Raw genomic sequence first — 12,955 nt, 5'->3', positions numbered from 1 at the left:
GTCATGTTGGTCAATTCCCGCCAGATGGCGGATTCGGATGCGCCCCCTAGTGCAGGTGCAACGCGTCGTTCAGATACATACAGGTCAAAATGGTGAAAACATAGGCTTGCAGCCCGGCGACAAGCACTTCAAGCCCGGTAAGGCCGATGAGCGCGAGAAATGGCAGAACGGAACCGGCCATGGCAACACCGCCTGCGCCGGTGATCATCACGGCGAGACCGGCAAAGACTTTCAGCATCGTGTGGCCGGCGAGCATATTGGCGAAAAGTCGAACCGAAAGGCTGACCGGACGAACAAAATAGGAGATCACCTCAATGATGATGAGGAACGGGACCAGCGCTTTCGGCGCGCCCGGCGGAATGAAGAAGCTGAAGAAATGGGTGCCATGCTTGATCAGGGCAACAAGCGTCACCCCGACGAAAACCACCGCCGCCAGAACAAAGGTCACGACGATCTGGCTGGTGAATGTGTAGGAATACGGGATCAGGCCCAGCATGTTTCCGAAAAGCAGAAACACGAACAGCGTGAAGATGAAGGGGAAATAGGGGCGGCCTTCGTTGCCGACATTGCTGCGCACCATCTCGGAAATGAATTCATAGAGCATTTCCGCCGAAGCCTGCAGACGCCCCGGCACCATTTCCCGGCGGCGCATGGCAAAGGTGAGGTAAGCAACGCTCACCATCACGGCCAGCAGCATGAACAGCGCGGAATTGGTAAAGGAAACATCAAAGCCGAAAAGCTGAAGATGAAAAAGAGCCTTGATCGTAAACTGTTCAACCGGTGAATGCATCAGTCGCTTTTCCTGTCTTCATCCGTTTCCGGGGAGTTTTTCCCCATGCGATCGACCGGCATATCCTTTTCCGGGTCAACCTGATCAAAATACCCAACTTTAAGCCCATGGCCGGTGGCCATACGCCAGATGTTCAGCATGCCAGCCCCGGCACCGAGGAAGAACAAGACGATCATGAAGATCGGCGATGTTCCAAGCCAGGTGTCCAGCATCCACCCGAGAAACCCGCCTACCGCAACTCCGGCAACGATCTCCGTTGCTATCCGGCCTACAAGCGCCATGGCTTCGGCTGGCAATGCGGCTCGATTACGTCTGCTCTCGGTGGTGGCTTTCCTGGCTTTTTCAGCGCGGTCAAGGCGTGAACGCAGATCATTAAGCTCTGCCTCATCTTGCCGTTTGCTGGAACGGCCTTCCTTGGCGTCTGGCTGACTGGACCGGGAAATTTTCGTGCCACCCCTTTCAAGCACTAATCAAGGCTTATGTTTCAGGCTTGCCAAAACGCCGTCAAATTAGGGATAGCGGCTCACCCTGTCAAGCCTTAGGTGCCCCCTTTGTGGGGCATAGTGTCTCATATTGATGAGGTCAGGCAGATTTATCAAACTTTTCAGCGTGTTGCAGATCAACGGAGACGACTCTGCTCACTCCTTTCTGTTCCATGGTAACGCCATAAAGACGATCCATCCGGGCCATGGTCAGGCGATGGTGGGTGACGATGATGAATCGCGTGCCTGTTTTGTCGGAAATCTGCTCAAGAATATCGCAGAAACGCGCGACATTGCTGTCATCGAGCGGGGCGTCAACCTCATCCAGAATACAGATCGGTGAAGGGTTGGTCATGAAGACCGCAAAAATCAGCGCGATGGCGGTCAGCGCTTTCTCGCCACCGGAAAGCAGCGAGAGCGACTGCAGTTTCTTCCCGGGGGGGCTTGCCAGGATTTCCAGCCCCGCTTCGAGGGGATCTTCTTCTTCGGTCAGGCTGAGCTCGGCGGTGCCGCCGTTAAAAAGGGTGTTGAAGAGCGTGCCGAAATAACGGTTCACGTCAGCAAAGCTTTTCAAGAGACGTTCGCGGCCTTCACGGTTCAGCTGATTGATGGCGGTACGCAGTTTGGCAATGGCGGCGATAAGGTCATCACGCTCGGTCTCAATGCCGGCGATGCGTTCTTCGACCTCTTTCATCTCGTCTTCGGCGCGAAGATTGACCGGGCCGACATTCTCGCGCTCCCGGATCAGCCGCTCATGGCGCTGTTCGAGCACGGCGATGGCATCATCGGTGGTGTCGATCATCTCATCGGGCTTGAGCCCGGCGATCTCCGCCAGCGCATCGGGGCTTGCGTTGAGCCTTTCCCTGATCCGGTCGACCAGTGTTGCCTGTTCCTGGAGATGAAGATTGCGCTGGGATTCGCAGCGGATGGTTTCCTCGCGGGCCTGGGCATGGGCCGATTCCGCCCCGCGCACGGCTTCATCCGCAAGGCGAAGCCGGGTTTCCGCTTCGGCAAGGAGATCCGCCGCCTTGCGCCGCGCGTCTTCGGCTTTTTCGATCAGGTCGGCCAGATCTTCACGTTTGCGGCGGATCTCTTCGGGCATTCCGGCCAGCGTTTCGGCTTCGGCTACGGCGCTGGATTGACGCCGGGCAAGTTCTTCGAGCTGCTTGCCTGCGCCCTGCTGGCGTTCGGTCCAGGAGGCGGTTTCGCGCATGATTTCATTGCGGCGTGTCTCGCGCATGGATCTTGCGTTGCGGATGCTGCGTTCAGCGCCCATGGCATCGGCGAGTTGCTGGCGTTTTTCTTCGGCCGTTTGCGTGGCCCGGGCAACCGCCTCGGCCAGCGCGGCGACATCGCGGATATCCTGCGCTTCCTTTTCCACTTCGGCGAGGGCGTGCTTGGCTTCACGATGGGCATTTTCAAGTTCGTCGATTCGCTGGCGCGCCGCGGCAAGGGCCGAGCCTGCTTTTTCATCGTCGCGTACCGCGTTCAGCAGGTGCTGATCCAGCCGGCGTTCGTCATCGCGAAGACGCAGGCTTTCCGCTTCGCTTGCCTTGCGGGCCTCAATGGCGGCGTCGAGTTGCTGCTGCGCGGTCTCGGCCTTCGCCTCGATTCCTGGCAGGATATCTTCGAGTTCGCGGAGTCTGGCTTCCTGGCGAAGCCGCTGGGCGGCGGCGGTTTCCGATCCGACGGGCTGAACAAATCCATCCCATCTCCAGAGTCCTCCCTCGCGTGTGGTGAGCGCCTGGCCGGGTTTCAGCCCGGGTTGAAGTTTTTCAGCCTCGGCGGCATCACGGGCGATCCCGATCCCGGACAGCGCCGCATCAAGTGCTTTCGGTGCCGAAAGGTGATCTGTCAGCGGCGATGCCCCGAGAGGGCAACCGGCATCCTGGCTGGTGCCAGCCTCAAGCCAATATCCGTTCCGGTCCTGTCCCCGGGGGGCGGCAAGACCATCCCCGAGGGCGGCGGCCAGCGCATCCTCAAAGCCCTTATCCACTTTGACATCCTGAGATACGGGTGTTTTTTCGGACACTTCACCGACCGCGAGAAGCGACTTGAGCGCCTGGGCCTCGGCTCTGGTCCGGGCCAGCACTTCTGTATCGTTGCTGCGGCTGTCCATGGTGGTGGCCGCGGTGATGCGCGCCGCCTCGGTGCGGGTTTCGGCTTCGGCCAGCAGGGCCTTGATCGAACCTGCATCTTCTTCGGCCTTGCGGCGGATTTCCGATGCGGAAGCGGCGTCGCGCTCAAGCCGGGGGATGTCAATTTCAGCCTGATTCTCTTCGATCTGGCCAAGACGGCGGGAAAGTTCCTCTATCCTGCGGTTGATGTTTTCTGTCTCACGTTCGACGGCGCGGTTTTTCGCGGCGGCATCGGCAAGGGCACGTTCCGCCTCATCGGCTTCGCTGCGCGCCGTTTTCAGGGCTTCGGCGGCGTCGGCAAGCCGGGGGGCATCGGTTTGATCATCGGCGGTGATGCGTTCAGCTTCGGCGCGGAGAGAGGCAAGGGCTTCCTCGGCATCGGCAAGAAGCTGGTTCTCACGGCTGATATCGGTCGTGATCTGGGTCTGCCGCCGCTCAACATCTTCCATTGCCCTGAGCGCGCGGGCTTCTTCATTGTCAAGTTCGGTCCGGGCAAGGGTAAGGCGCTGCAATTCGGCGGCTTTCTCGGCTTCGGTCTGGCGCAGGGGCGGCAGGGCATCGGCGGCATCATTGCGCAAACGGGCCCTGGCCGCGGCATCTTCGGCTGCCTGCGCGGCCAGACGTTCGGCTTCACGAAGCAGCGTTTCGGTCTGGTCGACGCGTCCTAGGGTTGCGGTAAATCTGGCCAGCAGCAGATGGGCATCGGCCTTGCGGATCCGGTCGGCAACGGAACGATATCGTGCCGCCTGCCGTGCCTGTTTGATGAGCGATGCTTTCTGCTCGTCCAGTTGAATGAGAATATCCTCAAGCCGGTCGAGATTGGTTTCGGCGGTATTGAGGCGCAGTTCGGCCTCATGGCGGCGCTGATGCAGCCCCCGGATATTGGCGGCTTCTTCAAGCAGGCTTCGCCGGTCACGGGGCTTGGCGTTGATCAGCGCGTCCACCTTGCCCTGGCTGACAATACCGCTCGAACGTGGTCCGGTTGCCATATCGGCAAAGAGCAGCTGCACGTCCTTGGCCCGGGCAATCTTGCCATTGATGCGGAACTGCGAGCCCTTGCCGCGATCAATCCGGCGCGTGACTTCAATCTCATCTGAATCGTTCAGCGAGGCCGGCGCTTTGCGCGAGGAATTATCGATGGTCAGGGTGACTTCGGCAAAATTTCGTGACGGGCGGCTGGCGGTGCCGTCGAAAATGACATCTTCAAGCTCGCCGCCGCGCATGGATTTGGCGGAGCTTTCCCCCATCAGCCAGCGCAGGCTTTCCACAATGTTGGATTTGCCGCAGCCATTCGGGCCGACAATACCGGTCAGCCCGTCCTCAATGCTGATATGCTCTGGTTCAGCAAAGGATTTAAACCCGGTCATTTTCAGGTGGGTGAATATCAAGGCTGTAATCCTGGTATTTAGGTGGAAAACCCGCGCAGAGCGGATACGAAATCATCATATCCCTTATCGCCGCGGATCACGTCCTGATCATTGATGACAAAGCTTGGTGTGGAATTGATCTCCCAGGTTTCATAACCTTTCTGGGCAATGGCAACAATGCCTTCGAGGAAGGGTCTGTTCTGGATAATCTCAACAAAGGCGTCGTTGCCGATCCCGGCGATCCGGGCAATCCGGGCAAGGGCGGATACCGGATCATCGGCGCCGGCCCATGTCTGCTGCTGCCGGAGCAGAATATCGATCATGTTCTCATAGGCTTCGGCGGGGACAGAACGGGCCAGCGCATGGGCGTAGATTGCAGGCCCGCGCAAGGGGAAGTCTCTATACTCAAATCTTGCCTTGCCGGTATCGATCCATTCGGCTTTCAGTTTCGGATAGGTCTGGAGATGAAAATTGGCGCAATGACCGCAGGACATCGAAAAATATTCGGCAATATGGATCGGCGCATCAGGATTGCCGTAGATGCGTGGTGCCAGCGCCGCCTCAAGGTCAATGGCGGCATGTGCCCCGCCGGTTCCTGTACCGGCAAAGATGAGCGCGGCCCCGCCCATGGCCAGGATCTGGCGGCGGGAAAGGGAGATATCCGGCCCGCGGTGGTCCTTGGCGGTAATTCTATATGCTGTAGGTGTTTTCATCATGGCCACATCATAGAGTATGGGTATCCGCCCTGTCCATGGAATTGATCAGGTGCCTGGTCGCTATTTCGGAAGCGCTGTTTCCGGCGGCGGTTCACCCATTGTCTTTCGGCGCGTCACCGGTGAGCGACTTGCCAAGGTTATCAAGGGCTTTACGCAGGCCATCGTCGCGGATTCCGGCAATGGCAGGGGCGGTTTCAGCGACGCTTGAAGCATCTTCGGGGGAAAGCCTGCGGGGCGGTTCTGTTGCAGTTGCGGGCTTTCCTTTATCAAATCTTCCCTGTGTCATCGTGATTCGCTCAAGCGCGGCATAGCCGAAGACCGCGTTGCAGTTGCGGATGATCTCGGGGATCTGCATCTGGATTTCAGGCCCACGCCCCGGGACCACCGCCAAGGTGAGCGTGCCTTTGCTGGACTGCCCCCTGGGAAACTGAATTGTCATGGGATCGCACCATTCCGCGCATGGGCCGGCGATCTTCTTCCATTCCGTGACGATTCGGCCCATGGTGATCCCGCGGGACCGCAGGGCCGGGCTGAGCAGGCGAGAGGTGATGGTGTTCAACCGGGCGGCTCTGTTGCCACGTTTTGAGTTGTTCCGGCCTTGCTCCATGCCAGGTCTTCCTCCGGGGGGGTGTTTTCAAGGTCGCATGCCTGTTGTGCTGCCACTGGTGGGATTGTAGCATGACAGCGCATCTTTCCAGACCAGAAAATTGATCCGCACATGCCAGTACCGAGCGCCGCAACCCTTGAAGATCGAAGCCCTGAAGCGGCGGGCCGTCTTCTTGACTGGTATGACAAGGAAAGGCGTGATCTGCCCTGGCGGGCAGCGCCGGGCAAGCAGGCAGATCCCTATGAGGTCTGGCTTTCCGAGACCATGCTTCAGCAGACGACGGTGGCGACCGTGAAGGGATATTTCCGGCTTTTCACCGATCGCTGGCCTGATATCCACGCTCTTGCCGCCGCCCCGCGGGATGAGGTGATGGCTGCCTGGGCCGGTCTCGGCTATTACGCCCGGGCCCGCAACCTCCACAAGACGGCGGGTATGGTCTCAAGGGAATTAGGCGGTGTCTTTCCGGATACCGAAGAAGGCTTGCGCACACTGCCCGGCATCGGGCCTTATACGGCGGCGGCGATTGCGGCCATTGCCTTTGGCCGCCGCGCGGTCGTGGTGGATGCAAATATCGAGCGGGTGGTGGCACGCTGGCAGGCCATCGCAACGCCGCTGCCCGGGGCAAAGAAGGAAATTGCCGCTGTCATGGACCACCTCACCCCTGAGACGAGAGCAGGTGATTTTGCCCAGGCCATGATGGACCTCGGCGCCATGATCTGCACCCCGGCCCGGAAAAAGGCGGATTTACTGTCGCGCCCGGACTGCCAGTCCTGCCCGATTGCCGCAACCTGCCTCGGGCGGGATCAACATCCCGAAGGATATCCGGTCAAGCCGGCAAAAGCCCCGCGGCCCGAGAGATATGGCACGGCGGTGCTGGTGCTAGATGGCAAAGGCCATGTGCTGGTGGAAACCCGGGCCGATCAAGGCATGCTTGGCGGGATGGACATGTTCCCCGGCACGAACTGGCCCGATGGCACATCATCGATACGGGATTATCCTCTTTCGGCGGACAATTCCGCCGGCCGGCTTATAGCGGCGCTGGGGCAGGGGCGGCGGCTCAACACAAATGTCGAGCATGTGTTCAGCCATTTTCGCGTCATCCTCACGATCCATTGCCTTGACGCGGACCCCGGGGGGCTGAAACTTGCGCCGGCCCAGCGCTGGGTGCCGCTGGCCGAGCTTTCGGATATTGCGCTGCCGACGGTGATGCGCAAGGTCGCCCGGGCAGGCGGAATTCTCAAGTCTTAATGCCGGAAATGCCGCATCCCGGTGAAAACCATGGCAAGCCCGGCCTCATCGGCGGCGGCGATGACCTCATCATCCTTCATCGATCCGCCTGGCTGGATAACCGCCGTAGCCCCGGCGCTGGCCGCGGCGAGCAAGCCATCCGGGAAGGGAAAGAAGGCATCGGACGCGACCACGGAGCCGATGATCGGCGATACGTCAAACCCGGCCTCGCGGGCAAGATCGGCAGCTTTCTGGGCGGCGATCCGGCTTGAATCAAGCCGCGACATCTGGCCCGCGCCCACGGCAACCGTGGCGCTGTCCCTGGCATAGACGATGGCGTTCGATTTGACATGCTTGGCCACGCGCATGGCAAACAGCATATCGGTGATCTGCCCGGGGCTGGGCTTGAGTCGGGTCACGCATTCAAGGTCAGTTTCGCTTATCTGGCCTGTATCGGCGCTCTGGGCGAGGAAGCCGCCGCTGACCGAACGGATCATCAGCCGCGCCTCGGCCGGGTCCGGCATGCCATCGGTGACAAGCAGCCTGAGATTGGGTTTGGCGGCCATGACGGCTTTTGCATCCGCGGTTGCGCCGGGGGCAATCACCACTTCGGTGAAGAGACGGGTGATGTCTTCGGCAAGATCGGCTTCGAGCGGGCGGTTCAGCGCGATAATCCCGCCAAAGGCGCTGACCGGGTCGCAGGCAAGCGCGCGCTGCCAGGCCGTTCGGATATCATCGTGGCTGGCCACGCCTGAAGGGTTGGCGTGTTTGATGATCGCAACGCTCGGGGCGTCAAATTCCGCCACCAGTTCAAACGCCGCATCGGTGTCGTTGATGTTGTTGTAGCTGAGCGGCTTGCCCTGAATCTGGCTTGCGGTCAGCACCCCGGCCCGGGAGGTGCGGCCGGGGAGATGATAGAGCGCTGCTTCCTGATGCGGGTTTTCACCATAGCGGAGGGTTTCAATCCTCATCCCGCCCATGGCCAGTGATTGCGGCAGCGTATCATCATGGCCGTCGTTTCGCATCCAGGCGGCGATGGCGGCGTCGTAACAGGCGGTATGGGCATAGGCACGGGCAGCGAGACATTGCCGGGTTGCCTCTGTAACGCCGCCATCCCGGAGCTCATTGAGGACGATCTGATAGGCATCGGCATCGGTGACAACCGTGACGAAATCATGGTTCTTGGCGGCGGCGCGGATCATGGCAGGGCCGCCGATATCGATATTTTCCACCAGCTCTTCCCTCGTGGCATCGGCTCGGGTGAGCACCGATCCGAACGGGTAGAGATTTACCACCACAAGATCAATTTCGGGGATCTGGTGTTCCTCCATGGCGGCGAGATGATCCTTCATGTCGCGGCGCGCCAGAATACCGCCATGAATGATCGGGTTGAGGGTCTTGACCCGGCCATCCATCATTTCAGGCGCCCCGGTCACGTCGCTCACCGGCGTGACGGCAATCCCCTCTTTTTCCAGGAGCGCCGCGGTTCCGCCGGTTGAGATGATCCGTACCCCCATGGCGTCAAGTTCACGGGCAAAATCGGCGATGCCGGTCTTGTCTGAAACCGAGATCAGGGCATTGGCGATGGATGTTCTGGTCATGATCCTGCTTTCTTTTTCGCGTGTCTTGCCTTCATGCGTCTTCCGGGTCAAGTCTGTTCCGCGGCTTTGCGGCGTCCGGTCTGGCGACGCAGGGCCCATTTCACCACTTTCGTGCTCACCGACCGGATATCGCTGAGCGGCAGTGTTGCGGTGATCTGCCGGGTTTTTTCGATGCCGCGCTGGCCGAGCATGATGCTTTCCTCGATATTGAGTCTCGCCCCGGACATCCTGAAAACCCAGGATGCCGACGCCCCGGGCACGCGCAGCAGCACATCGCCGCCAATGGAAAGGCTGGCCGATATCCGTGGATGAAGATGAAAGCGGATGACGGCTTCGGTGGGGATGGCGCGCGGCGAGCCTGTATAGACCAGCGTATCCTCACCGCGCAGATCATGGCCGCCGGTGGCCAGAAAAATCCGCCGCCGATGCCGTATCCCGTGAGTCATCTCATAGCCGTCATGGGAGGCTTCGGCGAGCAACCCCCCGGGTGCCGGGCCCATTTCCACATCACGGGCCATGGCCCGGCGGGCTGCCTCCCCCGGATCGGACGTGTCGCCCGAATTGGTCTTGTCGAGGGTCAGGGTTGAATGGGCGGCGGTTCCGGCAAGTGCCGTGGCCAGTTCCGGCCGGTCACGATAAAGCCCCCGGCTCTGGCCTGCATTGATGAAAATACGTTGCTGGTTGTTGGAAAACTCAACGGCCAGCGCGCCGGCATCGTTGTGGCTTCCATGGTCGATGGCGGTGCTGAGTGCCCAGGAGGGGATGCCGGTATTCATCAGCAGAACCGACCGGCCACTTGTCAGGCGGATAAAACCGGAATCCGAGGCGTTATGCGTCACTTTCCCGCTTGGTGCCGCACGCTGCAGGATCTGCTCGACTTCATCAAGGGAGGTGTCAAGACTGCCCAGAATATTCATCAGCGATCCATCCGCGTGCCGCCACATCCGGCCAATTGCCCCCATGCGGAGGATCGTATCGTCGATGGATTCAAGGCAGTTTCTGGCCGCTGAAAGGCTGGCATGGCCGGTTTCATCGCCGGTCAGGCTGATCCGTGCCCCGAGGGCTGTTCGGACATCAATGAGGGATCTTAAATGCGCGAAATGGCGATCAGGCTGGCGGCTGGCATGGCACCCGTCACCCAGCAGATGCTGATGCAAAAGGTCGGTATATCTTGAAGCAAGCGGGGTGATATCTTCGTCCTGATCGAGAAAGAGAATACCCGGTATCACCGCCGAGAGGGCATGAAGCTGATCATCCTGATCCGGAATGCGATGCCAGTCCCGCCGCAGGCAGGCCAGTTGCGTTGCCAGCGACAGGACCATGGATTGCTGCTGCGATTCCGATGCCGATGCCGCAAACCAGCCCCAGGTGAAGATCCATGCCTTGATCCGGCTTCCCATCGGCTTGGGATGCCAGACCTCCTTGTGCCAGCGGCCATCACGCTTGATCCAGTCAAGCACCAGTCGCCGGGTCAGCGTTCGGGACTGGCTGCCGCCGAATTCCCGCATGTCTCTAAGCCAGTTGAAATGGTGCCAGGCCGGGCCGACCCGCTCAACCGGATGGAGGCCGCTTGCAAGAACCTGCCCTATGGTCGCATCGCCGCGCCATATGTCGGCAGGCTGCCAGTGCGATGGCAGGGTCCGTGTCTTTGGCCGGATCCGCCATTCAAACAGGGCGGAGCGCCGGTAAAGCCTCTCAGGAAAAGATAAGGACCAGGTATCAGGCAAGGTCAGGCCCTCTCAGGCGTTCGGGTGAAACGGGCGATGAAAAAACCATCATTACCTTGCGGGATATTCGCCGATGTGTCCAGACGCAGCGCATCGGGATGAAGACGCATCATATGAGGCTGATCAGATGGAGCGCGGACAAACCCCGGGGCCTCATGTGGCTCAATGCCCCATGGCTCAAGGACAGGCGGGGCCGTGCCTGCGATATCCTCGCCTTCGCGCTTAAGAAGGGAGCAGGTGGCATAGACACAAACCCCGCCCGGGGCAAGATATCCTGCCGAGTTTTCAAGAAGCCCCTGTTGAACATGCTTGAGGTGGTCAAGGTCCGGGGCTTTGTCATGGGTCCAGATATCCGGCCGGCGGCGCAGGGTTCCGGTCGCCGAACAGGGGGCGTCGATCAGCACCGCATCCACCGGCTGATCCGGCGTCCAGCTCATCCCGTCCGCCTGGATGATCTGAGGCGAGAAGCCAAGCCTGTTCATGTTCTCGCGCAGACGCTCAAGCCGATCAGCCGACGCATCAACCGCGATGACATGGGCGCCCTCAGCGCAGAGCTGGGCGGTTTTGCCTCCCGGCGCGGCGCAGAGATCCACCACGGTCTTGCCCCGGATATCGCCAAGCAATGTGGCGGGCAGGCTTGCGGCGGCATCCTGCACCCACCAGTGACCTTCGCGATATCCTTCGAGTTCCGGCACATGACCATCGCCAAGACGGACAGATCCGTGGCTGAGCCGGGTGCCGCCAAGCAGTTCGGCCCAATGCGCCGCATCCTTTACGGGCCGGATATCGAGGGATGGCGGCGCCATCAGGCTTGCGATGATCTGATGATGATATCCGGGCCAATCGGTGCGGAGTGCCGCCATCAGCCAATCCGGAACATTGCAGGACGGATCTGTTCCGGCGGCAAGTTCTGCTGCATCCTCGACAACCCGGCGCAGGACGGCGTTGGCCATGCCGGTGAGATGGTCCATCCGGTGATCACGCATCAAGCGTACCGCCTGATCAACACTGGCATGGGGCTCTGCCTGCCCCCAGACAAGTTCCGCCGCCGCCATGGCCAGAATCACCATGGCCATCTGGTCACGGCCCTTGGGAGGGCGCGAAAGATATTTTTCAAGGATGGTTCTGGCCTGACCGTGATGCCTGAGACTCAAGGTCACCAGACGGCGCACAAACCGCCGGTCGCGGCCGTCCAGTTTCTGGTAGGAATCGGAGGTTTCAAGGCATTGCTGGAGCGGCAGGCCGCGCTGCAACACATCCCTCAGGATGGCGGCGGCAAGCTGGCGTGCGGGCATGGCGGGATGATGGTTGCGGCGATGATACCGGGATGATCTGGTCATGAGGCTGTATACCTTTGCCCCGGAGCTCTTGTCCAGCGTCATGACCCCCCTTTCGGGGCGCCGCAACCACCCCTCGGGCGAGACCGGAAATATAGGGCAGATCACCTTGAAAAAGGCCCGCATGCTTGCCTTTTGCCCCGCCCTTGCCCATATTCTTCCCATGATCCGAAGCAACCCTGACACACCCGATTTTCAGTTTGATGATGAAGGCCTGCCGCCGCCATCGACTCCTGCCCCTGATCCAGCCGAGGCAGAACCGAACGAACATGGGGGGCGCAAGGGGCCCGAGCCCACCCGTTTCGGCGATTGGGAAAAGGGCGGGCGATGCACGGATTTCTGATCGTGTCATGATGCCGCCGCCGCAGCTCAATTCCGATATGGCCGTCAAGGCGGCGCTGGCGCTTGCCAACCGGCTCTTGGTCACCGCGGTTCTGGTGCGAAGGGGCAATGCCGAGGCCGGGTCAATTCTGGTGCGGCTGGATTACCCCGACGGCACGGCACGGATCGAACAGCGCCAGCTTGATCTCGACGGCTCCTATCAATGGCAGGATGTGACCGGCACCGAACCGCTTGCCCCGGAAGAGGCCGAAGCCAGGCTTGATCGCGAACAGCGCTATGATCCCGATCTCTGGGTGATTGCCGTTGATGCGGTCAATGGAAGCAACCCGTTTCGCGATATCTGAGGGAGGAGGGATGGCCATGGATAACCGGACCGCCTGCGAGATCATCGGCGCCTCCGGGCAGGCATCGGAAATGAAAAAGAACTTCATCTGTGCCCAGGACGGATTGCACCAGACCATGCTCGGCAGTCCCTGGCCGGTGCTGTTTTATGCGGTTGCTGTCCTTTTCGGGATGTTTCTTGTCTACCGGGCGGCCAATGTTCCCCATCGCCAGCCGCCGCAAGGCCGCAAGGAGAACGGGGGCGGAAAACAGCCCCCGCGATGATGTTTCAGGCCCCGC

General features: G+C 60.5%; 12 protein-coding genes. 4 read left to right on the top strand and 8 right to left on the bottom strand.

The window, feature by feature from the left end; translation table 11 throughout:
* Positions 1-46: 46 nt before the first annotated feature.
* The 5 genes from AB8880_09055 to AB8880_09035 all read right to left on the bottom strand — a co-directional run bounded on the left by AB8880_09055 (position 47) and on the right by AB8880_09035 (position 6,100).
* Positions 47-790, bottom strand: a complete 744-nt coding sequence (locus AB8880_09055) for a F0F1 ATP synthase subunit A (protein XDZ65071.1) — start codon at positions 788-790, stop codon at positions 47-49.
* Positions 790-1,257 (bottom strand): AtpZ/AtpI family protein, encoded by a 468-nt coding sequence (locus AB8880_09050; protein XDZ65070.1) that lies wholly within the window; start codon positions 1,255-1,257, stop codon positions 790-792. Before AB8880_09050 ends, AB8880_09055 begins: the two co-directional genes overlap by 1 nt.
* Positions 1,258-1,372: 115 nt before the next feature.
* Positions 1,373-4,798 carry a chromosome segregation protein SMC gene (gene smc, locus AB8880_09045; protein XDZ65069.1) on the bottom strand — a complete coding sequence of 1,142 codons (3,426 nt, stop codon included), beginning with the start codon at positions 4,796-4,798 and terminating at the stop codon, positions 1,373-1,375.
* Between the two features lie 17 nt (positions 4,799-4,815).
* Positions 4,816-5,493, bottom strand: a complete 678-nt coding sequence (locus AB8880_09040; protein XDZ65068.1) for a thioredoxin domain-containing protein — start codon at positions 5,491-5,493, stop codon at positions 4,816-4,818.
* Positions 5,494-5,584: 91 nt separating this feature from the next.
* Positions 5,585-6,100, bottom strand: coding sequence for a DUF721 domain-containing protein (locus tag AB8880_09035; protein ID XDZ65067.1), 516 nt, complete (start codon positions 6,098-6,100; stop codon positions 5,585-5,587).
* Positions 6,101-6,211: 111 nt separating this feature from the next.
* Between AB8880_09035 and AB8880_09030 the strand changes: the two genes are divergently transcribed.
* Entirely contained in the window at positions 6,212-7,348 is a 1,137-nt protein-coding gene (locus AB8880_09030) for an A/G-specific adenine glycosylase (protein ID XDZ65066.1), read from the top strand.
* Here the strand turns inward: AB8880_09030 and purH are convergent.
* The 3 genes from purH to AB8880_09015 are packed head-to-tail and all read right to left on the bottom strand — an operon-like array spanning position 7,345 to position 11,995.
* Positions 7,345-8,928, bottom strand: coding sequence for a bifunctional phosphoribosylaminoimidazolecarboxamide formyltransferase/IMP cyclohydrolase (purH, locus tag AB8880_09025; protein ID XDZ65065.1), 1,584 nt, complete (start codon positions 8,926-8,928; stop codon positions 7,345-7,347). The two genes, AB8880_09030 and purH, sit on opposite strands and share 4 nt — an antisense overlap.
* A gap of 47 nt (positions 8,929-8,975) precedes the next feature.
* Positions 8,976-10,655, bottom strand: coding sequence for a heparinase II/III family protein (locus AB8880_09020; protein XDZ65064.1), 1,680 nt, complete (start codon positions 10,653-10,655; stop codon positions 8,976-8,978).
* A 2-nt stretch (positions 10,656-10,657) separates the two neighbouring features.
* The gene (locus AB8880_09015) at positions 10,658-11,995 is read right to left on the bottom strand and encodes an RsmB/NOP family class I SAM-dependent RNA methyltransferase (GenBank protein XDZ65063.1); all 1,338 of its coding nucleotides are present in this window, start codon (positions 11,993-11,995) and stop codon (positions 10,658-10,660) included.
* Between AB8880_09015 and AB8880_09010 the strand changes: the two genes are divergently transcribed.
* Genes AB8880_09010 through AB8880_09000 form a run of 3 tightly spaced genes read left to right on the top strand, consistent with a single transcriptional unit; the run spans position 11,994 to position 12,940 of the window.
* On the top strand, positions 11,994-12,335 hold the full coding sequence (locus tag AB8880_09010; GenBank protein XDZ65062.1) for a DUF1674 domain-containing protein: 342 nt from the start codon (positions 11,994-11,996) through the stop codon (positions 12,333-12,335). The two genes, AB8880_09015 and AB8880_09010, sit on opposite strands and share 2 nt — an antisense overlap.
* Positions 12,336-12,342: 7 nt before the next feature.
* Positions 12,343-12,678: a DUF1491 family protein gene (locus AB8880_09005; GenBank protein XDZ65061.1), complete on the top strand. Its 336-nt coding sequence runs from the start codon at positions 12,343-12,345 to the stop codon at positions 12,676-12,678.
* A gap of 16 nt (positions 12,679-12,694) precedes the next feature.
* The gene (locus AB8880_09000; protein ID XDZ65060.1) at positions 12,695-12,940 is read left to right on the top strand and encodes a hypothetical protein; all 246 of its coding nucleotides are present in this window, start codon (positions 12,695-12,697) and stop codon (positions 12,938-12,940) included.
* Positions 12,941-12,955: the final 15 nt, after the last annotated feature.

Source organism: Alphaproteobacteria bacterium LSUCC0684 (genome assembly GCA_041228335.1).
Lineage (GTDB): Bacteria > Pseudomonadota > Alphaproteobacteria > Puniceispirillales > UBA1172.
Note: the sequence above shows the minus strand (reverse complement) of the source record. Positions and strands in the feature narration are given on the sequence as shown.